This is a genomic window from Delftia sp. WY8, assembly GCF_018437695.1.
Taxonomy (GTDB): Bacteria; Pseudomonadota; Gammaproteobacteria; order Burkholderiales; family Burkholderiaceae_C; genus Comamonas; species Comamonas tsuruhatensis.
In genome coordinates this window covers 2804677-2826809 of sequence record NZ_CP049795.1, presented here as the reverse complement: position 1 = coordinate 2826809, position 22133 = coordinate 2804677, and the positions used below count along the sequence as shown (strand labels likewise).

At 68.0% G+C, this 22133-nt stretch carries 16 protein-coding genes; 8 read left to right on the top strand and 8 right to left on the bottom strand.

All coding sequences use genetic code 11. The annotated features are described in order from the left end of the window. Window positions 1-7: 7 nt before the first annotated feature. Genes G4D77_RS13055 through G4D77_RS13045 form a run of 3 tightly spaced genes read right to left on the bottom strand, consistent with a single transcriptional unit; the run spans window position 8 to window position 3398 of the window. Window positions 8-1216: a CaiB/BaiF CoA transferase family protein gene (locus G4D77_RS13055; RefSeq protein ID WP_154835897.1), complete on the bottom strand. Its 1209-nt coding sequence runs from the start codon at window positions 1214-1216 to the stop codon at window positions 8-10. Then, the gene (locus tag G4D77_RS13050) at window positions 1216-2214 is read right to left on the bottom strand and encodes a Bug family tripartite tricarboxylate transporter substrate binding protein (protein WP_046986749.1); all 999 of its coding nucleotides are present in this window, start codon (window positions 2212-2214) and stop codon (window positions 1216-1218) included. Before G4D77_RS13050 ends, G4D77_RS13055 begins: the two co-directional genes overlap by 1 nt. A 14-nt stretch (window positions 2215-2228) precedes the next feature. Continuing rightward, complete coding sequence (locus G4D77_RS13045; RefSeq protein ID WP_074920650.1) at window positions 2229-3398, bottom strand: acyl-CoA dehydrogenase family protein; 1170 nt, start codon at window positions 3396-3398, stop codon at window positions 2229-2231. A gap of 57 nt (window positions 3399-3455) precedes the next feature. Between G4D77_RS13045 and G4D77_RS13040 the strand changes: the two genes are divergently transcribed. Beyond that, window positions 3456-4322: an IclR family transcriptional regulator gene (locus G4D77_RS13040; protein ID WP_074920648.1), complete on the top strand. Its 867-nt coding sequence runs from the start codon at window positions 3456-3458 to the stop codon at window positions 4320-4322. 17 nt (window positions 4323-4339) lie between these two features. Here the strand turns inward: G4D77_RS13040 and G4D77_RS13035 are convergent, their stop codons facing one another. After that, complete coding sequence (locus G4D77_RS13035) at window positions 4340-4879, bottom strand: hypothetical protein (RefSeq protein WP_043789294.1); 540 nt, start codon at window positions 4877-4879, stop codon at window positions 4340-4342. Continuing rightward, on the bottom strand, window positions 4876-5157 hold the full coding sequence (locus tag G4D77_RS13030) for a hypothetical protein (RefSeq protein WP_126311254.1): 282 nt from the start codon (window positions 5155-5157) through the stop codon (window positions 4876-4878). The genes G4D77_RS13035 and G4D77_RS13030 overlap by 4 nt, the downstream gene beginning before the upstream one ends. A gap of 270 nt (window positions 5158-5427) precedes the next feature. On the opposite strand from G4D77_RS13030, the gene G4D77_RS13025 reads away from it, so the two are divergent. The 4 genes from G4D77_RS13025 (at window position 5428) to G4D77_RS13010 (ending at window position 11253) form a co-directional block, all read left to right on the top strand. After that, window positions 5428-6942 carry a pseudouridine synthase gene (locus G4D77_RS13025; RefSeq protein WP_411527926.1) on the top strand — a complete coding sequence of 505 codons (1515 nt, stop codon included), beginning with the start codon at window positions 5428-5430 and terminating at the stop codon, window positions 6940-6942. A gap of 212 nt (window positions 6943-7154) precedes the next feature. Continuing rightward, window positions 7155-7652: a sigma-70 family RNA polymerase sigma factor gene (locus tag G4D77_RS13020; RefSeq protein WP_016451916.1), complete on the top strand. Its 498-nt coding sequence runs from the start codon at window positions 7155-7157 to the stop codon at window positions 7650-7652. Next, window positions 7652-8722, top strand: coding sequence for a FecR domain-containing protein (locus G4D77_RS13015; RefSeq protein WP_034366863.1), 1071 nt, complete (start codon window positions 7652-7654; stop codon window positions 8720-8722). The genes G4D77_RS13020 and G4D77_RS13015 overlap by 1 nt, the downstream gene beginning before the upstream one ends. Window positions 8723-8841: 119 nt before the next feature. Beyond that, window positions 8842-11253: a TonB-dependent siderophore receptor gene (locus tag G4D77_RS13010; protein ID WP_154835893.1), complete on the top strand. Its 2412-nt coding sequence runs from the start codon at window positions 8842-8844 to the stop codon at window positions 11251-11253. Window positions 11254-11277: 24 nt separating this feature from the next. On the opposite strand, the gene G4D77_RS13005 is transcribed toward G4D77_RS13010, so the two are convergent. The 3 genes from G4D77_RS13005 to aqpZ all read right to left on the bottom strand — a co-directional run bounded on the left by G4D77_RS13005 (window position 11278) and on the right by aqpZ (window position 15260). Then, window positions 11278-11958, bottom strand: a complete 681-nt coding sequence (locus G4D77_RS13005) for a Fe2+-dependent dioxygenase (protein ID WP_154835891.1) — start codon at window positions 11956-11958, stop codon at window positions 11278-11280. A 133-nt stretch (window positions 11959-12091) separates the two neighbouring features. Continuing rightward, window positions 12092-14317, bottom strand: coding sequence for a TonB-dependent receptor (locus G4D77_RS13000; protein WP_154835890.1), 2226 nt, complete (start codon window positions 14315-14317; stop codon window positions 12092-12094). A gap of 238 nt (window positions 14318-14555) precedes the next feature. Next, entirely contained in the window at window positions 14556-15260 is a 705-nt protein-coding gene (gene aqpZ / locus G4D77_RS12995) for an aquaporin Z (RefSeq protein WP_016446578.1), read from the bottom strand. A 243-nt stretch (window positions 15261-15503) separates the two neighbouring features. Between aqpZ and htpG the strand changes: the two genes are divergently transcribed. The 3 genes from htpG (at window position 15504) to xrtH (ending at window position 22125) form a co-directional block, all read left to right on the top strand. Then, entirely contained in the window at window positions 15504-17450 is a 1947-nt protein-coding gene (htpG, locus tag G4D77_RS12990) for a molecular chaperone HtpG (protein ID WP_213757967.1), read from the top strand. A gap of 365 nt (window positions 17451-17815) precedes the next feature. Then, a complete protein-coding gene (locus G4D77_RS12985; RefSeq protein WP_154835888.1) occupies window positions 17816-21424 on the top strand; it encodes an IPTL-CTERM sorting domain-containing protein in 3609 nt (1202 codons plus the stop codon). Between the two features lie 149 nt (window positions 21425-21573). Then, window positions 21574-22125 (top strand): exosortase H, encoded by a 552-nt coding sequence (xrtH, locus tag G4D77_RS12980; RefSeq protein ID WP_017407194.1) that lies wholly within the window; start codon window positions 21574-21576, stop codon window positions 22123-22125. Window positions 22126-22133: the final 8 nt, after the last annotated feature.

Here is a 22133-nt window from a genome sequence, read left to right as displayed (position 1 = left end):
CACATTTTCAGATCACGCCCTCGCGCCGCAGCCTCTCCTGCTGCTGCGCATCCAGCCCCAATGCCGCATAGATGCGTGCATTGTCCTGGCCGGTGGCCGGGCCGCTGCGGGGCGAAGGGGCCTGGCGGCCGGTGAAGCGTGGCACGGGCGCGGGGGCGGTGAGGGGGCCCAGGTCGGGGTCGGGCAGCGCGATGAAGCTGCCGCGTGCCGCGAAATGCGGGTCCTGCAGCACGTCCTGGGCCGAACAGACCTTGCTGAACGGGATGTCGTGCGCGGCCAGCGCGGCCATGGCCTGGGTGCAGTCCAGGCCTGCGCACCATTGCACGATCAGCGCATCCAGTGCCTGCAGGTGGCGGATGCGCGCGGCGTTGTCCGCAAAGCGCGGGTCGGCGGCCAGGTCGGCGCGGTCCATGGCCTGGCACAGGCGCGCGAAGATGGCATCGCCCGTGGCGACCACAGTGAGCCAGGCGCCGTCGCGCGTGCGGTAGACGTTGGAGGGCGCCGTGTAGCCCGCGCACGATCCCGTGCGGCTGCGTGCCTGTCCGCCCAGCTGGTACTCGGCCGCCAGCGGGTCCAGCAGGCGCAGCATGGCTTCGGTGGCCGACAGGTCGATCTCCAGGCCGCGCCGTTCGCCTGGAGGCTTTGCATTGCGCTCGGCCAGTGCGGCCGCGATGGAGAAGGCGCCAAACAGCCCGGCCACGGCATCGCCCAGCGGGTAGTTCATGTGCTGGGGCGGGCCTCCCGCCTCGCCCGTGAGGTGGGCGAAGCCGCTCATGGCCTCGAAGATGCGCGCAAAGCCCGGCCGGCGCGCATAGGGGCCGGTCTGGCCGAAGCCCGTCAGGCGCAGCACGATGAGGCGCGGGTTGCGAGCATGCAAGGTGGCCAGGTCCAGCCCCCAGCGGTCCAGCGTGCCGGTGCGGAAGTTCTCCACGAGCACGTCGAAATCCTCGATCAGCCGCAGGAACAGCATGCGGCCCTCGGCCTTGCGCACGTCCAGCGAGATGCCCTGCTTGCCCCGGTTGGCGGTTTTCCAGAACACGGCGTGGCCGTCGTGCACGGGGGCCAGGCTGCGCAGCGTGTCGCCGCCGCCGGGCAGCTCCAGCTTGACGACGTCGGCGCCCAGGTCGCCGCACAGGGTGGCCGAGAAGGGGGCGGCCAGCACCGTGGCCATGTCGAGGATGCGCACACCCTCCAGCGGATAGCCTTGGCGCTGCATCAGTTGCCTTTCAGGTCCACGTTCTTCAGCACGGGCTCCCAGGCGCGGCGGTCTTCGGCCACGCGCTGGTGGAAGTCCGCCGCCTGCGTGGGCAGCGGCGTGGCGCCCAGGCGCGCCAGCTTGTCGCGTGTCTCGGGCAAGGCCATGGCCTTGGCCAGCGCCTGGTTGAGCGTGGCCACGATCTGCTGCGGCGTGCCCTTGGGCGCGGCCAGGCCCACCCACAGGCCGGTGTCCAGCCCGGCCACGCCCAGCTCGGCAAAGGTGGGAATGTCGGGCGCGGCGGGCGAGCGGCTCTTGCCGGTCTGCGCCAGGATGCGGATCTGCCCGCCCTGCATGTAGGGCAGGGTGCCGCCCAGGTTGTTGCACATCACCGGGATGTGGCCGGCCATGAGGTCGTTGACGGCCGGGGCGTTGCCCTTGTAGGGCAGGTGCTGCATCTTGGTGCCGAGCCGGTGGTTGACCATCTCGCAGACCAGGTGCGAGGGCGTGGCCGTGCCGGCCGAGCCGAAGGACAGCGTGCCGGGCCTGGCCTTGTCGGCCGCCACCAGTTCGGCCAGCGTGCGGTAGGGGGTCTTGGCGTTGACGGCGATGACGTTGGGCAGGTCCGCCACCAGGCCGATGTACTCGTAGTCGGTCAGCGGATTCCACTTGAGGTTGGCGTGCACATGGGGCAGGAAGACATTGCTCAGGCCTGCCATGAGCAGGGTGTAGCCGTCGGGCGCGGCGCGGGCCACGAGTTCCGAGCCGACCAGGCTGCCCGCGCCCGGCTTGTTCTCCACCACCACGGGCTGTCCCAGGGCCTTGCCCAGTTCCACCGACAGCGCTCGGGCCACGAGGTCGGTGCTGCCGCCTGCGGGAAAGGGAACGATCACGCGCACGGGCCGATCGGGAAAAGCCGCTTGGGCCGTCTGTGCCGCTTGGGCAGCCTGCGCGCAGGCACACAGCGCGGCCAGCAGGCCCAGGTTGGCCAGGTGCTTCGAGGTGAGGGGGCGTGTCATGGGGGCCTCCGGTGTCAGGCGCTCTCGCGCAGCATGAGCTTGGCGATGTTGAGCTGGTGGATCTGGCTGGTGCCTTCGTAGAGGCGGAACAGGCGCACGTCGCGGAAGTAGCGCTCGATGGGGCTGAAGTCGGCCACATAGCCCGCGCCGCCGAACATCTGCACGGCGCGGTCGGCCACGCGGCCGCACATCTCGGAGGCGAAGTACTTGCACATGGAGGCGGACAGCGCCACGTCCTCGCCCCGGTCGCGGGCGCGGGCGGCCTCCAGGATCATGGATTGCGCCGCGAAGATCTCGGTGCGGCTGTCGGCCAGCATGGCCTGCACCAGCTGGAAGTTCGCCACCGGCTGGCCGAACTGCTCGCGCTGGCGCACATGGGCCAGCGCCAGGTCCAGCATGCGGATCGCCGGCCCCGTGCACAGCGCGGCCAGGTGCAGGCGCTGCTTGTTGAGCACCTTCATCACGGTCTTGAAGCCCTGGCCCTCGCGCCCGCCGATGATCTGGTCGGCCGGCACGCGGCAGTCCTGGAAATGCACGTCGGACACGGGCGAGCCCGCCTGGCCCATCTTGCGATAGGGCTGGCCTGTCACCAGGCCCGGCGAGCGCTCCACGAAGAAGGCCGTCAGCCCCTCGCTGCCCGTGCTGCCTTCGCCGGTGCGGGCGATGACGGTGAACACATCGGCCAGCGGCGCATTGGTGATGAAGCGCTTGCTGCCGTTGAGCACATAGTGGTCGCCCTCGCGGCGCGCCGTGGTCTGGATGTTGCTCGCCTCCGAGCCCGCGTCCGGCTCGGTCAGCGCCAGGCAACCCGTGAGCTCGCCGCGCGCCATGCGCGGCAGCCAGCGCTGCTTTTGCGCCTCGGTGCCGTCGGCCACCAGGGCTTCCGAGCCAATGCCGGTGTTGGTGCCCACGCGGGCCCGCAGCGCCACCGAGGCCTGGGACAGCTCGAAGGCGCAGCGCACCAGTTCCTCGGTGCTCAGGCCCAGGCCGCCGTAGGCCTGGGGAATGCTCCAGCCGAAATAGCCCTTGTCGCGCAGTTCCTGGACCACGGCGGGCGGGATCTCGTCATCGCGCTCGATCTGATCCTCCAGCGGATGCCAGCGGTGGCGCACGAAATGGCGGATGTCTGCAATCAACGCCTGCAGGCGGGCGTCGGCGGGATGGGGGGTGGGGGCTTGGCTCATGGGCCGCACTGTAGGAAGCGCGGGCACCAGGGCTGCAATGCAGTTTCAAATATTGAAATGCAGTTGCGGCTTTGCGGCCGTGGTCCGCACAATCGCCACGTGCCCCACACCCCCATTGCCCACCAACCCAGGGACTCGCAGGATGTCTGCCGCATCCGCGAGCAGGACCCGTATTTCGCGGGCACGCTGGCCAAGGGGCTGATGATCCTGCAGTGCTTCGTCAGCGACCCGCGCCCGCATGCCAACAGCGAGCTGGCCCGCCGCCTGGGCCTGCCGCGCCCCACCGTGTCCAGGCTGTGCCGCAGCCTGCAGACCATGGGCTACCTGGACCATGACGAGCGGCTGGACCGCTATTTCGTCGGCCCGGCCGCCGTCGCCCTGGGCTACCCCTATGTGATCAACACGCCGCTGCTGGGGCCTTTGCGCCTGCCCATGCAGGCCCTGGCCGACCGCGTGAAGGGGGCGGTATCGGTGGGCGTGGTCATGGACCTGGATGTGGTCTACCTGGATACCTGCGCCTGGGAGGGGGGCACGCTCAAGCGCCCCGGCGTGGGCGCGGTTCGCGGCGTGCTGGAAACCGCCATGGGCCGCGCCGGCCTGGCCCAGCTCGACGCTGACGAGCTGCAGCGCTTTCTGGGGCGCGTGCGCAGCCAGCGGCCCGAGGAATACGCGCGCTGCATGGACAACGCCAGCGAAAGCCTGGCGCACTATGCCGCCCGGGGCTTCGCGGTCAACATGGGCGACTCCGGCCTGGGCGTGTGCGCAGTGGGTGCGGCCTCGCGCATCCGCTACGGGTCGCGCCGGCTGCTGTTCAACTGCGCCGTGCCGGGCCTGCGCATGCCGGCCCGCACGCTGATCCGGGATGTGGGCCCCCAGTTGGCGCAGTTGGTGGCCCTGTGCGACCGGCTGCCCGTGGACCGCTGATCTGTGGGCCTGGCGCTTCAGAAGGCGGCCAGCACGATGCCGATGGCCAGCAGCACGCCGAAGGAGATCCAGCCGTTCTTCTGGTCCAGGCCACCGATCTGGCGCAGCGCCTCTTCGCGCGCAGCGCCCGCCAGGCCCCTCTGGTTGATCTGCTGTATGCGCGTGACCAGCCATTGCAGGTAGGTGCGCTTGACCGTGAACGAGATGGCCACCGCGATGCCGAGCACGCGCCCGGCGCCGCCCGTGCCGGGCATCAGCAGGTTGATGATCAACAGGGTGATGAAGGCCACCACGGCATAGGCGTAGACGCGGCGGGCAATGGCCCAGGACACGCCCATGAAGGGAATGGCCGTCCAGCAGGGACTGAGTGCGGCGAAGAATCCCTTTTTCCCGCCGACCATGCGCTCCCACAGCGGACGGTATTTGTCGGCATTCGGGCCGATGGCGGTCTCCATATCGGACCACTCGATTCCCGTCAAGTCCATTTTGGTGATGAGCAGCGCCTTGAATTGTTCTTTCAAGGGCATGGAATTCAATAGGTTGGGTGTATCGCTCATGGTTTTCCTTGTTGAATGAGGCGGGATTCCGGGCGTGATGGTCTGGATGCCGCAGCGGGCGCTGCGCGCAGGGCTGTTGTCTCGAAAGAGGGCCCCTGTCTCTGGACGGGCGCCATTCTATGGGGAGATACATGGGAAATGGCAAGCCCAATGGATTGGTTTGCAATGGAAAATGAATGAATGCGCTCGTGAGAAATACAGTTTTTTACATATTCAATGCCATGGGCTGTTATTTCCTCATTGGCCGGATGGCGAATTTTCGTGGCGAGTTGATTCATCCTGATCCATCTTTCATTGGGGATTCATATGAATATGCATATCGCGACGGATACAGCGAATGGGATGGGCCTGGGGGCCAGGTGCATTGCCATGGACGGGAATCGGGCTCGCACAACGGGTGTGCCGTCCTTCGTGCAGGCGCTTCGCTGCGGGGCCGCGCAGGGGTCCCGGCAGGCCGGGGCAGCGCGGGGCCGATAGCCGAGCGCAATGCCCGTATTGGCCGCAGGGCGCTGCCGCTGCAGGCCGTGCCGCGCGACAATGGCGGCCTAATGTCATCCCCTACTTCTTCCAAACCGTCCCGGCCCGGCGCCGACGAGGCGGCAGCGCCCTCCGCGCGCCCTGTGCTGCGCCGCCCCGAAAAGCCACAGGCCGAGCCGGCTGGCGATGCCCGCCGCCCCTCTGGTGGCGCAGGCAGATCTGCGGGCGCACGCGGCCCGCGCAACGACCGCAATGACCGCAATGAACGCGGCGGGCGCAATGAACGCTACGAGCGCTCCGACCGCCGTGATGCAGGCCCTCGCGGCGATGCCCGTGATGCGGCACCCCGCGGCGACGCCCGTGATCAGCGCCCGCGCAGCAGCGGTTTCGGCCGTGCCGAGGACCTGGACCGTTCCCAGCCGCGTGGCGACTGGCGTGGCCAGGGCGGCGGCGAAAACCGTGCCCCGCGCGAGCAGCGCGATCCCCGTGATGCGCGTGACACGCGCCATGCGGGCGACATGCGCGACTCCCGTCCCCCGCGTCCGCCCCGCCCGGATGATCGCCGCGACCGGCCCTATGGCCAGCGCGACGAGCGTCCGCGTGATGGGCAACGTGACGGCCCCCGGGAGGGCGGCTTCCGTGATCGCCCCCGTGACGACGCCCGGGGTCCCCGCCGTGATGACGCCCGCGGCCCGCGCCGCGATGCGCCGGCCCAGGCCGAACCCGCCTACCGTCCGCTCAGCGGCATCCGCACCTACCGTCCCGCCGACGGTGGCGCCAGCCGCGAGATTCCCGTCAAGCGTGCCCCCGCGCCCGTGCAGGAGCAGGTTCCGGGCGCCGTGCGCATCAACAAGCGCCTGGCCGACATGGGCCTGTGCTCGCGCCGCGAGGCCGACGAGTGGGTGGACAAGGGCTGGGTCCGCGTCAACGGCGAACTCGCCGTCATGGGCCAGAACGTGGTGGCCGCCGACCGCATCACGGTCGAGCGCGAGGCACGTGACCGCCAGGACCAGCAGGTCACCATCCTGATCCACAAGCCCATGGGCTACGTCAGCGGACAGGCCGAGGATGGCCACGAGCCCGCCGTGGTCCTGGTCACTCCCCAGAACCACTGGAACCAGGACACCAGCCGCACGCGCTTCAACTTCGCGCAGCTCAAGGGCCTGGCGCCCTGCGGCCGGCTGGACATCGATTCCGTGGGCCTGCTGGTCATGACCCAGGATGGCCGCGTGGCGCGCCAGATCATTGGCGAAGACTCGGAGATGGACAAGGAGTACCTGGTACGCGTGACCTACGGCGACCGCGACATCGACGTGCAATCCGTGTTCCCGGCCGAGCAGCTGGCACGCCTGTGCCATGGCCTGTCGCTGGACGGCGAGGAACTCAAGCCCGCCAAGGTGGACTGGCAGAACCCCGAGCAGCTGCGCTTCGTGCTGACCGAAGGCAAGAAGCGCCAGATCCGCCGCATGTGCGAACTGGTGGGCCTGCGCGTGGTGGGCCTCAAGCGCATCCGCATCGGCCGCGTGACGCTGGGCAACCTGCCTGTGGGCCAGTGGCGCTATCTGGGTGCACACGAAGGCTTTTAGCACCCCCTGAGCGGCTTGCGCCGCTTCCCCCTCTCTACCCGCTTCGCGGGGGAGGGGGACGACACCCTCGCGGCGGGGCGGCCCTTGCTTGGTGTCTCTGGTCTTGGGCCGCGCCGGTTTCAGTGAGCGCACAGCTCGTGTTTAGAATGCGAACCATTCTCAAACGAGCTTCAGCGCTGCGGCACGCCAGTCCGGGGCGCGTCCGTCTTTTCATGCGCGCACCGGCCGATCCTGTACACACCCTCTATGTCGAACACCACGGCTGGCTGCAAGGCTGGCTGCGCCACAGGCTGGGCAATGTGTTCGAGGCTTCCGATATCGCGCACGACACTTTCGTCAACGTGATCACCTCGGGCATGGCCGGCCGCATCGAGCAGCCGCGCCCCTTCCTGGCCACCGTGGCCCGCCATCTTGTGATCCGCCAGCACCGGCGCCGGCTGCTGGAGCGCGCCTATCTCGACACCCTGGCCCTGCTGCCGGCCGAGCTGGCTCCCTCGCCCGAGGAGCGGCTGATCGCGCTCGAATCACTGCAGGCCGTGGACCAGGCGCTGGACGCGCTGGCGCCCAAGGTGCGCGAGGCCTTCCTGCTGGCCCACCTCGAAGGCCTGAGCTATGCGGACATCGCCACGCGCCTGGGCGTGTCCATGACCAGCGTCAAGCGCTACCTGGCCCAGGGCTATGAGCGCTGCTTCGTGCTGGCTCTGTCCTGATGGCGCCGGTGCCTCCTTCCGATCCTCGGCGCCTGTCCAGCGCCACGCCGCTACCCGGCAGCAGTATCCAGGCGCCCCAGGCGCTGGGCCGGCCCTTGCCGGCCGGCGTGGCGCGGGCGGCGGCAGGCTGGTTTGCGCTGCTGCAATCGGGCCAGGCCTCGGCCGCCGACCGGGCGCGCTGGCAGCGCTGGCTCGATGAAGACGCCGACCATGGCCGCGCCTGGGCTCATCTGCAGGCCGTCACGGGCGCGCTGACGGGGCTCAATGCCGGTGGCGCGGGCTATCGCGGCCTGTCCGCTGCTCCCCGGGCTGCGCGGCGGCGCCTGCTGGGCCTGTTCGCGGGCCTGGGCACGGCGGCGGGCGCGGGCTGGCTGGCCAGCCGCACGCCTCAGTGGCAGCAGATGGCGGCCGACTACTCCACCGGCACGCAGCGCCGCCGCTGGAGCCTGCCCGACGGCACGGACATGCTGCTGGGCCCCGGCAGCGCTGTGGCCTTGCAGTTCGACGGCAGCGAGCGCCGGCTGCGCCTGCTGGCCGGCGAGGCGCTGTTCACCACCGGTCATCCCGCAGGTGCGCTGGGCGATCTGCCCTTTGTGGTGGAGACCGCCCACGGCCGCGTGCGCGCCCTGGGCACGCGCTTCATGGTGCGCAGCAACCAGGCAGGTGCGCGCGTGGCGGTGTTCGAGGGCGCCGTGGAGCTGCGCCCGGCCGGCACAGGCGCATCCGCACGGCGCCTGCAGGCGGGCGAGGCCATGGACTTCACGCGCACGGGCTGGGGCACGGTGCAGCCGGCCGGCCCCGCGGACGACGCCTGGAGCCGGGGCCAATTGTGGGTGGACAACCAGCGCCTGGACGACTTCCTGGCCGAGCTCAACCGCTACCGCCCCGGCTGGCTGCACGCCGATCCGGCCGTGGCCGGGCTGCGGTTCTCAGGCGTGTTCCCGCTGGACGAAGGCGGCATCGATGGCACGGACGCCGTGCTGGCCATGCTGCCCGGTGCGCTGCCCGTGCAACTGCGCTGGCGCACGCGCTGGTGGGTGGTGGTGGAGCCTGCGCAGGTGCGCGGCTGAGGCTTTTTTCTTCCTTTTCGCTTTTTTTGCGCCGGGGGTGACCCGATTTCCCGCGCCGCGCTTCCTTGTTTCCGAGAGCTTTGATTTTCGACATCGGAACACAGGGAGAACCCAGGACCATGCAACCCCTTTTCATGCCCCGCCCCGCGCTGGCGCTGGCCATCGCGCTCATGCCCGCCGCCGTGCTGGCCCAGGCCCAGCGCAGCTATGACGTCGCTGCCGGCCCGCTGGATGCCGCCTTGCGCAGCACGGCCGCCCAGGCCGGCGTGGCCCTGATCTTCACGGCCGAGCAGACGGCCGGACAGCGCAGCGCGGGCCTGCGCGGCAGCTACACGGTGGAGGCTGCCTTCGAGGCGCTGCTGGCCGGCACCGCCTGGCAGGCCGTGCGCCAGGCCGGCGGCGGCTATGCGCTGCGGCGCGTGGAGCAGGTGGCGCCCGTGGCGGCCGCCGGTGCCACGCTGGCCACGGTCAACGTGACGGCCGCTGCCGAGCGCAGCGCGGTCTCCGAAGGCACGGGCTCCTACGCCACGCGCCAGTCCAGCACGGCCACACGGCTGGGCCTGTCGCAGCGCGAGACGCCGCAGTCGGTCAGCGTGGTCACGCGCCAGCTCATGGACGACCAGGGCCTGACCAGCCTGCCCGAGGTGCTGGAGAAGACGCCCGGCATCACCGTGGGCCGCAACGACAGCGAGCGCACCACCTTCTACTCGCGCGGCTATGCCATCGAGAATTTCCAGTTCGATGGCGTGCCCAACACCATGGACTCGGCCAACCAGTACACGACCTCGCTGGCCGACAGCGCCATCTATGACCGCGTGGAGGTGGTCAAGGGCGCCACAGGCCTGCTCACGGGCGCGGGCTATCCGTCGGCCGTGGTCAATCTGGTGCGCAAGCGGCCCACCAAGACCTTCCAGGCCTCGGCCGAGGCGGCCATCGGCAGCCATGACCGGTTGCGCGGCGTGGGCGACATCTCCGCGCCGCTGACCGAAGACGGCCGCGTGCGCGCCCGCGTGGTGGCCGTGGCGCAGAACGCCAGGTCCCATGTGGACGACTACAGCCGCAACGTGCGCAGCCTGTACGGCATCATCGAGGCCGACCTGGGCCCGGGCACCGTGGCCAGCCTGGGCATTGACCACATGCAGACGCGCGCCGACGGGGCCAGCTTCGGCCACATCCCGCTGTTCTTCAAGGATGGCAGCCGCACGCACTTCCCCACCTCGCTCAACCCTGCGGCGCGCTGGTCGTACTGGGACAACGACAGCACCAACGTGTTTGCCGAACTCAAGCACAGCTTCGGCAATGGCTGGAAGATGGACCTGTCTGCCAGCCGGCTGCGCCAGTCGCGCGACGTGGAGGTCGGCGTGGCAGCCCACGGCATGGTGGACCCGGTCAGCGGCCTGGGCATCAACATGCTGTCCAACAAGATTCCCACCGATGCCACCACGCAGGCCGTGAATGCGGCGCTGTCCGGGCCGTTGCAGCTGTTCGGGCGCGAGCATGAGCTGTCGTTCGGCGCCAGCTGGTCGCGCCAGCGCCGCCATGCGCCCGGCTACAGCAATGCCTACGGCCCCGTGGGCAACTACTTCGAGTGGGACGGCCAGGTGCCCCGGCCCGATTTCCAGCTGCGCAACCACCGCATGACGCGCATCGTGGAAAAGGGTGTCTTCGGCGCCGCGCGCCTGCGGCCCACGGACGATCTGTCGGTGATCCTGGGTGCGCGCGTGAGCTGGTACGACATGCTGGACGACACCACGGGCCTGAACGGAAGCTACGTCGTGAACAACGCGCTGCGCGTGGCGCACAAGACCGTGCCCTATGCGGGCGTGGTGTATGACCTGAACCGCCAGCTGTCGCTGTACGCCAGCCAGACCGATATCTTCAATCCGCAGACCTACTACAAGGACGCTGCCGGCAGCCCGCTTCCGCCGCTCACGGGCCGCAGCCGCGAAGTGGGCGTCAAGGGCGAGTTCCTGGACGGCCGGCTCAACGCCTCGCTGGCGCTGTTCCACATCCAGCAGCGCAATGCCGCGCAGTACGTCAGCGCCAACCCGCAATCCGGGGAAGAGGTCTATGCGGCCATCGACGGCGTGACCAGCAAGGGCGTGGAGATGGAGGTGTCGGGCAGCATCACGCCGGCCTGGAACATCTACGGCGGCTACACCTACCGCACTTCGCGTGCGCCGGCCCAGCCCGACGTGATCCTCAGCGCGGTCAACACCAACCAGCCGCGCCACCTGTTCAAGCTCAGCACCAGCTACCGTCTCAACCCGCAGTGGACCGTGGGCGGGTCGCTGGCCTGGCAGAGCCTCACCTACTACCAGCAGTCCGCCGCTCCCTACGCGCGCGCCGACCAGCGTGCCTATGCGCTGGTGGGCCTGATGGCGCGCTACGACGTGGACCGCCAGTGGTCGGTGACGCTGAACGTCAACAACCTGTTCGACAAGACCTATATGCCGGGCCTGGGTTCGTACGGCACGGGCGTGTATGGAGATCCGCGCAATGTGCTGGTCACGGCCCGCTACAGGTTCTGATGCGGCTGCCTGGCGGCTGTGCCACTAGGCCTGCGACCACATCCGCAACAGGTTGTGGTACGTGCCGGACAGCGCGGATAGGGCGGGGTCGCCCGGGTGGCGCAGCGTCAACTGCTGGATCTGCTGGTCCAGGTCGAACAGGAGGCGGCGCTGCTCGTCCGAGGCCACGAGGCTGTGGGTCCAGAAAAAGCTGGCGTAGCGCGTGCCGCGCGTGACGGGGTTGACGCGGTGCAGGCTGGTGCCGGGGTAGACGATGGCGTCGCCTGCGGCCAGCTTCACGCTCTGGTGGCCGAAGGTGTCTTCCACGACCAGCTCGCCGCCTTCGTATTCGTCGGGCTCGCTGAGGAATACGGTGGTGGAGACATCGCTGCGCACCTTGATGGCCGTGCCGGGGATGGTGAAGATGGCATTGTCTATGTGGTTGCCGTAGGTGCCGCCGCCTTCGTAGCGGTTGAAGCGCGGCGGCAGCACCTTCAGCGGCAGCGTGGCCGACATGAACAGCGCGCTGGCCCCCAGCCTGTCGAGGATGAGGTTGCCTATCGCCTGGCCGGCCTGGCTGTCCAGCGGCAGCTGCAGGTTGGCCTTGACCTGGGCCGCCAGGGGGCCGGCCGTGGCGCGGCCGTCCTGCCACGGGGCCTGCTCCAGCGCCTGGCGGCACTGGCGCACTTCGTCGGGTCTGAGCAGGGCGGGTATGCGGAGCATCATGGCAGGCGGTCCTCAGGGGCGGAATCAATGAGTGTCCCGCAAAAAAGCCCCGCAGGCGGCGATGGCCTGCGGGGCTTTGCGGTGATCTGCGCAGCGTCAAGCCGCTGCGCGTTCGCCCGGGGCGATCAGCAGATCAGTACGTCCACTTGAGCGAGGCCACGGCCGAGCGGCCTGCGGCCATGGTCGCGTAGTGGGGCGAACGCACGCCGCTGTAGTAGACCTTGTCGCCCAGGTTGTACAGGTTCAGCTGCACGGTCAGGTTGCGGTCGATCTGGTAGGCCACCATGGCGTCGTAGCGCGCATAGCCGCTGGCGCCCTTGGTGACGATGCCGCCATCCACGGTGGAGCGGATGTAGCTCTGGTTCACGCTGCTCTGGGCATAGATGCCCAGGCCCACGGTCAGCTTGGCCATGGGCTTGTAGCTGGTCCACAGGCTGAAGCTGTGCTTGGGCGTGTTGGGGAAGGGCTGGCCGTTGGCCACGTTGCCTGCGCCTGCGTTCTTCTGCTCGCTGTCCATGTAGGTGTAGCCGCCGAAGACGCTCAGGCCCGGCAGCACGCTGCCCGTGAAGCCCAGCTCCACGCCGTTGACCACCTTGTTGCCGCCCATGTAGGTGACGCCGTTTTCGGTGATGCGCGCATTGGTCACGTCGTTGCGGAACAGCGCGGCGGTCAGCGCCAGGCGCTTTTCCATCAGGTCCCACTTGGTGCCCAGCTCGAGCGAGCGGGTCTTCTCGGGCGCCAGGTTGGCCAGCTGGTCGGTGGAGATGCCCAGGTCCTCGTTGCCGTTGCCCAGCATGGAGCCGCCGGGGCGCGAGGAGGTGCCGAGGCTGGCGTAGATGCTGCCGTTGGTGGCCGGCTTGTAGACCAGGCCCAGCTGGTAGTTGAAAAGCGTGTCCGAACGGCTCAGGTCATAGGCCGGCGTGTTGCGGCCGGCGGGGCCGGAGGCGCTGAGCTTGTAGTGGTCCAGGCGCAGGCCGGCGTTGAGCAGCCACCGGTCGTTGAACTTGAGCGTGTCGAAACCGTACAGCGCCACGGTGTCGATCTTGTTGTGGCTGGGGTCGCCCAGGGTCACGGGCAGGTTCCACAGCGGGCTGCTGTCCGGGTTGTTCAGCGAGGCGCACCACAGGCTGGCGGCCGTGCAGGTGGTGTTGGTGGTCTGCAGCGCGGCGGTGCGGGACTCGGCCTTTTCCTTGGACAGCTCCAGGCCGAAGGCGTAGCTGTGGCCCACGCTGCCGGTCTGTGCCTTGCCCGTGAATTCCGACAGGTTCTGCAGCGTCTTGATGTCGGCCACGCGTGCATTGCCACGGCGGAACACATAGCCATTGACGACATTGCCCTTGCTGTCGTCGGGCTGGGTCCACAGGTAGTCCTGTTCGGTCTTGCTGTAGCGCAGGCTGTTGCGGAACTTGTTCGTGTCGGTGAACTTGTGCTCGACGGTGGCCGTGAACAGGTCGCTCTTTTCCTTCTCGTAGTCGCGGCTGGTCAGGCCGTACCAGTTGTCGCGGTTGCTGCCGTAGGTGGGACGCACCACGCTGCCGCCGGGCAGGCCGGCGGCCGCCGTGCTGGTGTACAGGTAGGGCACGCCGCCATCGGGAATGTTGTCGGTCTGCAGGTGCTGCCAGGACAGCGAGACCTCGGTGGGCGTGCCCATGCCGAAGGTCACCGTGGGGGCGATGCCCCAGCGCTTGTTCTCGGGGCCGCTGCGGCCGGGAACGTCGGCGTCGTGCACCATGGCGTTCAGGCGCAGGCCCACGCCTTCGCCCAGCACGCGGTTGGCGTCGATGGTGGCGCGCCGGTAGCTGTCCGTGCCCAGGCCCACGTCGCCGCTGATGAAGTTCTCGTTCCTGGCCTTCTTGGTCACCAGGTTGATGGAGCCGCCAGCGCCGCCGCGGCCGGCATAGGCCGAATCGGCACCCTTGATGACCTCCACCGATTCCAGGTTGAACACTTCGCGCGTACCGGCCGCAATGTCGCGCATGCCGTCCACGAAGGTGCTGGCCTGGGCATCCATGCCGCGGATGAAGGGCTGGTCACCCGAGGGGTTGCCGCCTTCGCCGTTGCCGAAGGTGATGCCGGGCGTGGACCGCAGGGCTTCCTGCAGGCTGGTCGCGCCGGTCTGCTTGATGATTTCCTCGTTGATGACCTGCACCGTCTTGGGCGTGTCCACCAGCGGGGCCGTGAACTTGGCCGAGGAGGCGTTGTCGGTCTTCACGGGCGCTTCGGTCGAAGACGTCACGTTCACGGTGCCCAGCGTGGTGCTGGCCTGCGCAAAGGCCGGGGTGCCAGCAAGGCACAGGGCAGCGGCAAGGGCCAGCTGGGTGAGGTTCGCGGGGGGGAGGATTTGTTGGATTTTGCTCATGTTCACTCCGATGAAAGCCCGCGGATTGTTATTGCGAATCACTAGTGTTCGGTTTCTGCTTCGTAAAGTTGGCCTGTTTGCCCTGGGTAAAAGTCCTTCGCGTTGCCGCCATGCAACAAACGAAAACCGTGTTTCACCAAAGGTCCAATGAAAACGCGGCTGCTGCCGGACGAAAAAAAGCGGCTGTCGCCAGCCGCCGGGGTTTGCTGCGGGGCGCCTGCTGCGCCCGTGCCTGGCCTTACTCGTCGGCCGGATTGGACAGCAGGGCCTTGTAGATCACGGCGCCGATCAGCGCGCCCACGATGGGGGCCACCCAGAACAGCCACAGTTGCGAGACGGCGATCTCGGGACCGAACAGGGCCGGGCCCGTGCTGCGCGCGGGATTGACCGAGGTGTTGGTCACGGGAATCGAGATCAGGTGGATCAGCGTCAGGCACAGGCCGATGGCCAGCCCGCCAAAGCCGGCTGCCGCGCGCTTGGCCGTGGCGCCCAGGATGACCAGGATGAAGAAGGCCGTCATTACCACCTCGGTGACCAGGGCAGCCGTCATGCCGTAGCCGCCCGGCGAATGCGTGCCGAAGCCGTTGGTGGCAAAGCCGCCGATGTCGGCACCGGCCTTGCCCGTGGCGATCACGTAGAGAATGCCTGCGCCCGTGATGGCGCCCAGCACCTGGGACACGACGTAGCCCGGCAGCTCGCTCCAGGCAAAGCGCCCGCCCATGGCCAGGCCCACGGAGACGGCAGGGTTGAAGTGCCCGCCCGAGATGGGACCGAAGGCATAGGCGCCGGTGACCACCGTCAGGCCGAAGGCCAGCGAGACGCCGACCAGGCCGATGCCCACCTGCGGGAAGGCGGCGGCCAGCACGGCCGCACCGCAGCCGCCCAGGGTCAGCCACAGGGTTCCGAGGAATTCTGCGGACCATTTTTGAACAGAGCTGTGCATGGGAAATCTCCTGAAACAGGCCCGCCGCTGCGCCCGGGCCCTGCGCGCACTGCCCGCCGAATGGCGGAAAGTGGCGCAGTTATAGCGCTGCGCCTGGCCTGCCGAGAGGGCAAGAAAGTGAACAATCGTCCAGAGCCTGCGTTGCCACAGGGGCGGCGGGCTCTTGAAATTGCATCCGCCGACCCGAGATGAGGGCTGATTTTTTCCCTGTTGTGAACCCATAGGACATAGGACACTGTCTGCATGAGCAAGCAAACCCATTCTTTTCAGGCCGAAGTTGCACAGCTGCTGCACCTGGTCACGCATTCGCTGTATTCCAACCCCGAGATCTTCCTGCGCGAGCTGGTCTCCAACGCATCGGACGCCTGCGACAAGCTGCGCTTCGAGGCGCTGAACAATGCCGCGCTGTATGAAGACCAGCCCAACCTGGAAGTGCGCGTGTCCTTCGACGCCGCCGCCAAGACGCTGACCATTGCCGACACCGGCATCGGCATGAGCGAGCAGGAAGCCATCGACAACCTGGGCACCATCGCCAAGAGCGGCACCAAGGCCTTCATGGAAAAGCTGTCGGGCGACCAGAAGTCGGACTCGCAGCTGATCGGCCAGTTCGGCGTGGGCTTTTACTCGGGCTACATCGTGGCCGACAAGATCACCGTGGAGACACGCCGCGCGGGCCTGCCGGCCTCCGAAGGCGTGCGCTGGACCAGCGGCGGCACGGGCGAGTTCGAGGTCGAGCAGATCGAGCGCCCCCAGCGCGGCACCAGCATCACGCTGCACCTGCGCCCCGAGGCCGAGGAGTTCCTCAATGCCTGGAAGATCAAGCAGGTCATCGGCAAGTACTCCGACCACATCAGCCTGCCCATCCTCATGGAGAAGGAGGAATGGAAGGACGGCGAGAACGACCAGCCCGGCGCCATGGTCAAGACCGGCGAGTGGGAGACCATCAACAAGGCCAGCGCGCTGTGGACGCGTCCCAAGAAGGACATCACGGCCGAGCAGTACCAGGACTTCTACAAGGCCATCAGCCACGACTTCGAGAACCCGCTGACCTGGAGCCACAACCGCGTGGAGGGCAACACCGAGTACACGCAGCTGCTGTTCATTCCGGCCAAGGCACCGTTCGATCTCTACAACCGCGACAAGAAGGCCGGCGTCAAGCTCTACGTCAAGCGCGTCTTCATCATGGATGACGCCGAGGCGCTGATGCCCGGCTACCTGCGCTTTGTCAAGGGCGTGATCGACTCGGCCGACCTGCCGCTGAACGTCAGCCGCGAGCTGCTGCAGGAAAGCCGCGACGTGCGCCTGATCCGCGACGGCTCCACCAAGCGCGTGCTGTCCATGCTGGAAGACCTGGCCAAGCACGATCGCCACGAGGCCGGCGAAGGCACGGACGGCGTCACCGACGTGGTCAGCGAAGAGGACAAGGCCAAGGAAGGCAAGTACAGCCAGTTCTACGTCGAGTTCGGCGCCGTGCTCAAGGAAGGCCTGGGCGAGGACTTCGCCAACAAGGAACGCATCGCCAAGCTGCTGCGCTTTGCCTCCACCAGCCAGGAAGACGCCATGGTCTCGCTGGCCGACTACAAGGCCCGCATGAAGGAAGGCCAGGACGCGATCTACTACATCACGGCCGACTCCCTGACGGCAGCGCGCAACAGCCCGCAGCTCGAAGTCTTCCGCAAGAAGGGCATCGAAGTGCTGCTGATGGCCGACCGCGTGGACGAATGGGCCATGGGCTACCTGACCGACTTCGACGGCACACCGCTGCAGTCCGTGGCCAAGGGCGCCGTGGACCTGGGCAAGCTGCAGGACGAAGAGGAAAAGAAGGCCGCCGAGGAAGCGGCCGAAGCCTTCAAGCCCCTGCTGGCCAAGCTCAAGGAGGCGCTCAAGGACAAGGCCGAGGACGTGCGCGTGTCCACGCGCCTGGTCGACTCGCCGGCCTGCCTGGTGGTGCAGGACGGCGGCATGAGCCTGCAGCTGGCGCGCCTGCTCAAGCAGGCCGGCCAGCAGGCGCCGGACGCCCGCCCCGTGCTGGAGGTCAACCCCGAGCATCCGCTGGTCAAGAAGCTGGACGGATCGGTGCATTTCCATGACCTGGCCAACATCCTGTTCGACCAGGCCGTGCTGGCCGAAGGCGGCATGCCCGAGGACCCGGCCGCCTACGTCAAGCGCGTGAACGCTCTTCTCGCGTGAGTTCCTCACAAGGATCGCCCAGGCGCATTCCATAGGCCTCAGTGCCTGCTCACTGTCGTGCCAGCGCGCGGCAGACAAGCCTTCCAAGCCGGTGCCAGCCAAGCTGCCACCGGCTTTTTCACGTCTGCAATCCGTGAGGAAAACCGGTAGTCGTCGGTGGACTCACGAAAAACTCACAAATTCTTCTAAATACTCACTTTTGTCAAAAATTCCATATCATATTTACTTTTGGTAATAAAGAACCATCATGCCTCCCTTTGGTGCGTCCGGTTGTCGGCTTTTTGACAGAGCTGTTCCAGCCGGGCACCCCGTGCGTCCGTGCCTGCGGCATTCGGCGCTGTCAACGAAGCAAAAGAGAGGTTTGTATGGCTTTCACGAGAAAGGGCTGGCTGGCGCGTGCGCTGCTGTCCGGCGGCTTGCTGGCAACAGCGGCTGCCGTGGCGGCGCCGGCCGATACCGACATCCTGGTCAACCAGGATGGTCTCTATGACGGACAGGACGCATCGGCAGGGCCTGCCGGCGGCACCTTCACCTATGTGGCCAAGGTCAGGCACAACAACATCGGTCCCGACGCCGTAGGCGTCACCCTGACCGAGGTGCTGCCCGTGGGCGCCGTGTTCCAGGGCTACAGCAGCAGCCCGGGCGGCATCACCTGCACGGCACCGGCTGCCGGCACGGTGCTCACCGCAGGCAACAACACGCTGGTCTGCAACATCGGCAACCTGGCGCCCGCCGATGGCTTCAAGTCCGTGGGCTTCGAGGTCATCCTGCCGACCGTCGGCACCAACTGGCGCGCCGTGGCCAGCGCGCGCATGGCCTCGCCCGACTACGACAACGACCAGAACAACACGCAGCTGGACCGCAACTTCACCACCACCGAGGCCGCCGATCTGGCCATCGCGATGGCGGCTCCCGCCAGCGTCGCCAACGGCGGCGCCTTCCAGTACGTCATCGACGTGCAGAACAAGGGCCCGTCCGAGGTCCCCGCCGGTGGCCGTACCGTGGTGCGTTTCCCCGTGCCCAACGGCGCCGTGGTCACGGGCGTGCCCTCAGGCAGCGGCTGGAGCTGCACGCCGGCCTCGGGCTATCCGCTGATCTCGGGCGAGCTCAACTGCACGCGCGGCGGCCCGGTGCTGCCAGGCGCCGTGCTGCCAGCCATCACCGTGCCGGCCATCGCCAACATGAGCGGCACCATTGCCGGCGCTGCCAGCGTCAAGGGCTACAAGGACGCCAGCACGGAGATGCCGGACGGCCAGTCCGGCAACAACACCGCCAGCGCCGCCGTGGTCTCCAGCGGCAGCGAGTTCGTGGATGTCTCGCTGCGCAAGCAGGTGGCGCCCACGGTGCTGGATGCGCTGCAGGCGACCGAGGTCACCTATACGCTGCAGCCGCGCCGCGAAGGCGGCTCCCTCGTGCCGCGCGATCTCACCGTCACCGACACCCTGCCGGCCGGCGTGACCTTCACGGGCTTCGACGGCAGCACGGCGCCCTGGCTCTGCGGCCACAACAGCGGCACCGTCACCTGCACCCATGCGGGCGAGTACCCGGTGGCGGGCTACGCCAACATGCAGGCCATCCGCTTCAAGGCCAGCGTGGCTGCGGGTGGAACGCCGGGTGCGCAACTGGTCAATCAGGGCGTGATCGGGGTTCCACCCGAACTCAACGAGCCCAACAAGACCAACAACACCGATAGCGCGGCGGTGAGCTTCAGCAACGATGCGCGGCTGCGCCTCGTCAAGGCCGGCCCCAGCCGCCCGGTGCTGGCGGGTCAGGAGTTCCAGTACACGATCACGGTGACCAACAACGGTCCCATGCCTGTGCTGCCGAATCAGCAGATCACTGTGACCGACAACCCCGCAGACGGCCGCATGGCCATCGTCAGCATGTCCGGTGCGGGCACCGGCGCGGGTGACTGGACCTGCGCCACCCAGAGCTGCACCTCGACCGCGGGCCTGGCCGTGGGCGCCAGCCGCCAGATCACGGTCAGGGCCAAGGTCACGCTGGCTTCGGGCCATCTGGACTTCACCAATAACGCCTCCGCTGGCGTGATCGGCCGGGACAATGCATCGGCCACCACCTCCGCGACCGTCACCGTGTCTGCCGACAAGGTGGATGTGGGCATCGTCAAGAGCGTGGTCAGCCCCGTGCCGCCGGCTGCCATCAAGAGCGGTGAGGAGGTCACCTACCAGCTGGTGGTGAAGAACCACTCGGCCAGCACGACGGTGACGAATGTCCGCGTGCGCGACGCGCTGCAGTCCCTGGTCAAGCAGACCGACGGCGTGCGCATCGTGGGCGGCAACCCGGTGGACGAGGCCGGCAATCCCGTGCCGTACACCTACCCGGGCGGCGGCTTTGTCTCCAGCCGCATCGTCTCCGGCGCCAACGCCAGCTGCGGCACTCCTTCGGGCGGCGTCAACAGCGAGACGCGCGATCTGACCTGCGACATCACCTCCATGGCCCCGGAGGCCGAGGTGGTGATCGAGGTCAAGATCCGCCCCAAGCGCGCCACCACCGGCACCTATGCCAACGCGGCCTCGGCCCAGTCTCTGGACATCCATGACGCCGATCCCGGCAACGATTCCTCGACGGCCAGCATCACCGTGCAGGCCATCGCGGAAATCGCAGCGCAAAAGCAGGTCTCGCCCAAGGTGGCGGCTGCGGGCGAGCCGCTGACCTATACGGTCACGGTGCCCAACTACGGCCCCTCGTCGGCCGCCAATGTCACGCTCAAGGACGTGCTGCCTGCAGACGCCATCTTCATCGGCACGCCCACGGTCTCCGGCGGCGGCACCTGCACTCCGGCTGCCACCGATGGCGTGCAGGGCGGAACGCTGGAGTGCGCCTGGGCCAATCCGCTGCCCACAGGCGCGCAGTACACCGTGACCTACAAGATGCGCTCGCGCGGCGATCTGGCGGCTGACACGGAGATCCTCAACACGGTCGCCGTGGACACCGCCACCGAGGAACTGACCAAGGCCAACAACCAGGCCGAGGCCAAGGCCCGGCTCAAGCGTGCCGAGCTGGATGTGAACATCAGCATGCGCCACACGGCGGACGGCCTGGTGCTGGGTGAGGACACCGAATACACCATCACGGTGACCAACTCCGGCCCCTCCTACGCCACCCAGGTGGTCGTGACCGACAAGTTCCCCGCATCGGGCTCCACGGCCACCTTCAGCTACCAGAACGGCCTGGCGCTGGCCGGCATTCCCGGCGCCTCCGCATCCTGGTGCGGCGTGCAGCCGGCGCTGAACGCGACCAGCGGGCCTCTGCAGTGCACCATCCCCTCGCTGGCGCCGGGCCAGAGCATGACCATCAAGTTCAAGATGCGTGCACAGACCCTGCCCGACAAGGCATCGGGCGGCACCATCTACCACGAGGCCTCGGTCAAGCCCTTCGAGACGGAATGGCTGAGCAATGGCGGCGATGTGATCGTCAACAACACCACCACCGACCGGACCTCCACCAGCCGCCAGGGCAATGCCGTGGACCTGGGGATCGGCAAGCAGGGCCCCGCCGGCCCGCTGGACGATGGCGACACGGCCAGCTACACGCTGACCGTCACCAACTACGGCCGCGATCCGCAGTCGCCCGCGGGCGGCTCGGTGACCGACGTGTTGCCCGCCGGGCTGGAGTTCGTCTCGGCCTCGGCAGGCTGCAGCTATGCCAGCGGCACGCGCACCGTGACCTGCAGCGTGCCGCAGCTGGCCCAGGGCGGCACGGCCGTCTTCACGCTGGAGACCAAGCTGGACAAGCCCTACAAGGGCGCCCGCCCGCTGGTCAACTCGGCAACGGTCTCGGTGCCCGGTGACGGCAATCCCGACAACGACAAGAGCACGACCACCACGCCGCTCAAGCCGGGGCCGGGCGGCACGGCCAGCATTCCCACGCTGTCGCAGTGGGGCCTGATGCTGATGTCGTCCCTGCTGGCGCTGATGGCGCTGGGGACCATGCGCAGGCGCGAGCGTCGGTGATGCGCCCGTGACGACAAGGGCCGGTGGCGTGATTCACGCACCGGCCTTTGTCGTCTTTGAGCGGTCCGAAGATAATGCGAGCCTATAGAGGGACACTGTTTCGCAACCGCCAGGTCGCAAGCCCGGCAACCAACACTCCAAGACCTGCCATGCTGCGTTTCTTTCTGATCTTTCTGGCCATCCAGCTGACGATGTTCGGGCTGAACCTGCTCAGTTGGGTGCAGCAGCACATCGTGCTGCCCTGGACGGCCTTCCTGGCGCACATCTGCGCCTCGCTGGTGACCTGGTTCGACAGCACGGCCTCGGCCACGGGCAAGGTGCTGTGGAACACGGCCACGGGCTTCGGCGTCTCCATCGAGGCCGGCTGCAACGGCCTGGAGGCCTACATCGTGCTGTTTGCCGCCGTGATGGCCTTCCCCTCGTCATGGCGCCAGAAGCTGGTGGGCCTGCTGGCCGGCTTCGTGGCCGTGCAGGCCATCAACGTGCTGCGCGTCATCAGCCTGTTCTACCTGGGCCAGTGGAGCACCACGGCCTTCAACTTCGCGCATGAGTACCTCTGGCAGGCGCTGATCATGCTGGACGTGCTGGTGTTCTGGCTGCTGTGGGTGCGCTGGAGCGGCCGCAAGGCGCCGTCGCACGATGACGGCGGCCAGCCGCCGCTGCCGCCTGCCACGGCTGCCTCTGCCGCCGTGGCCGCCTGAGGAGCAGG

Excerpts from the sequence above, each read along its gene's own strand:
- G4D77_RS13055 (WP_154835897.1), bottom strand. The coding sequence starts at position 1,216 with ATGCAGCGCCAAGGCTATCCGCTGGAGGGTGTGCGCATCCTCGACATG.
- G4D77_RS13050 (WP_046986749.1), bottom strand. The coding sequence starts at position 2,214 with ATGACACGCCCCCTCACCTCGAAGCACCTGGCCAACCTGGGCCTGCTG.
- G4D77_RS13045 (WP_074920650.1), bottom strand. The coding sequence starts at position 3,398 with ATGAGCCAAGCCCCCACCCCCCATCCCGCCGACGCCCGCCTGCAGGCG.
- G4D77_RS13040 (WP_074920648.1), top strand. The coding sequence starts at position 3,456 with ATGCAGTTGCGGCTTTGCGGCCGTGGTCCGCACAATCGCCACGTGCCC.
- G4D77_RS13035 (WP_043789294.1), bottom strand. The coding sequence starts at position 4,879 with ATGAGCGATACACCCAACCTATTGAATTCCATGCCCTTGAAAGAACAA.
- G4D77_RS13030 (WP_126311254.1), bottom strand. The coding sequence starts at position 5,157 with ATGAATCAACTCGCCACGAAAATTCGCCATCCGGCCAATGAGGAAATA.
- G4D77_RS13025 (WP_411527926.1), top strand. The coding sequence starts at position 5,428 with ATGTCATCCCCTACTTCTTCCAAACCGTCCCGGCCCGGCGCCGACGAG.
- G4D77_RS13020 (WP_016451916.1), top strand. The coding sequence starts at position 7,155 with ATGCGCGCACCGGCCGATCCTGTACACACCCTCTATGTCGAACACCAC.
- G4D77_RS13015 (WP_034366863.1), top strand. The coding sequence starts at position 7,652 with ATGGCGCCGGTGCCTCCTTCCGATCCTCGGCGCCTGTCCAGCGCCACG.
- G4D77_RS13010 (WP_154835893.1), top strand. The coding sequence starts at position 8,842 with ATGCAACCCCTTTTCATGCCCCGCCCCGCGCTGGCGCTGGCCATCGCG.
- G4D77_RS13005 (WP_154835891.1), bottom strand. The coding sequence starts at position 11,958 with ATGATGCTCCGCATACCCGCCCTGCTCAGACCCGACGAAGTGCGCCAG.
- G4D77_RS13000 (WP_154835890.1), bottom strand. The coding sequence starts at position 14,317 with ATGAGCAAAATCCAACAAATCCTCCCCCCCGCGAACCTCACCCAGCTG.
- aqpZ (WP_016446578.1), bottom strand. The coding sequence starts at position 15,260 with ATGCACAGCTCTGTTCAAAAATGGTCCGCAGAATTCCTCGGAACCCTG.
- htpG (WP_213757967.1), top strand. The coding sequence starts at position 15,504 with ATGAGCAAGCAAACCCATTCTTTTCAGGCCGAAGTTGCACAGCTGCTG.
- G4D77_RS12985 (WP_154835888.1), top strand. The coding sequence starts at position 17,816 with ATGGCTTTCACGAGAAAGGGCTGGCTGGCGCGTGCGCTGCTGTCCGGC.
- xrtH (WP_017407194.1), top strand. The coding sequence starts at position 21,574 with ATGCTGCGTTTCTTTCTGATCTTTCTGGCCATCCAGCTGACGATGTTC.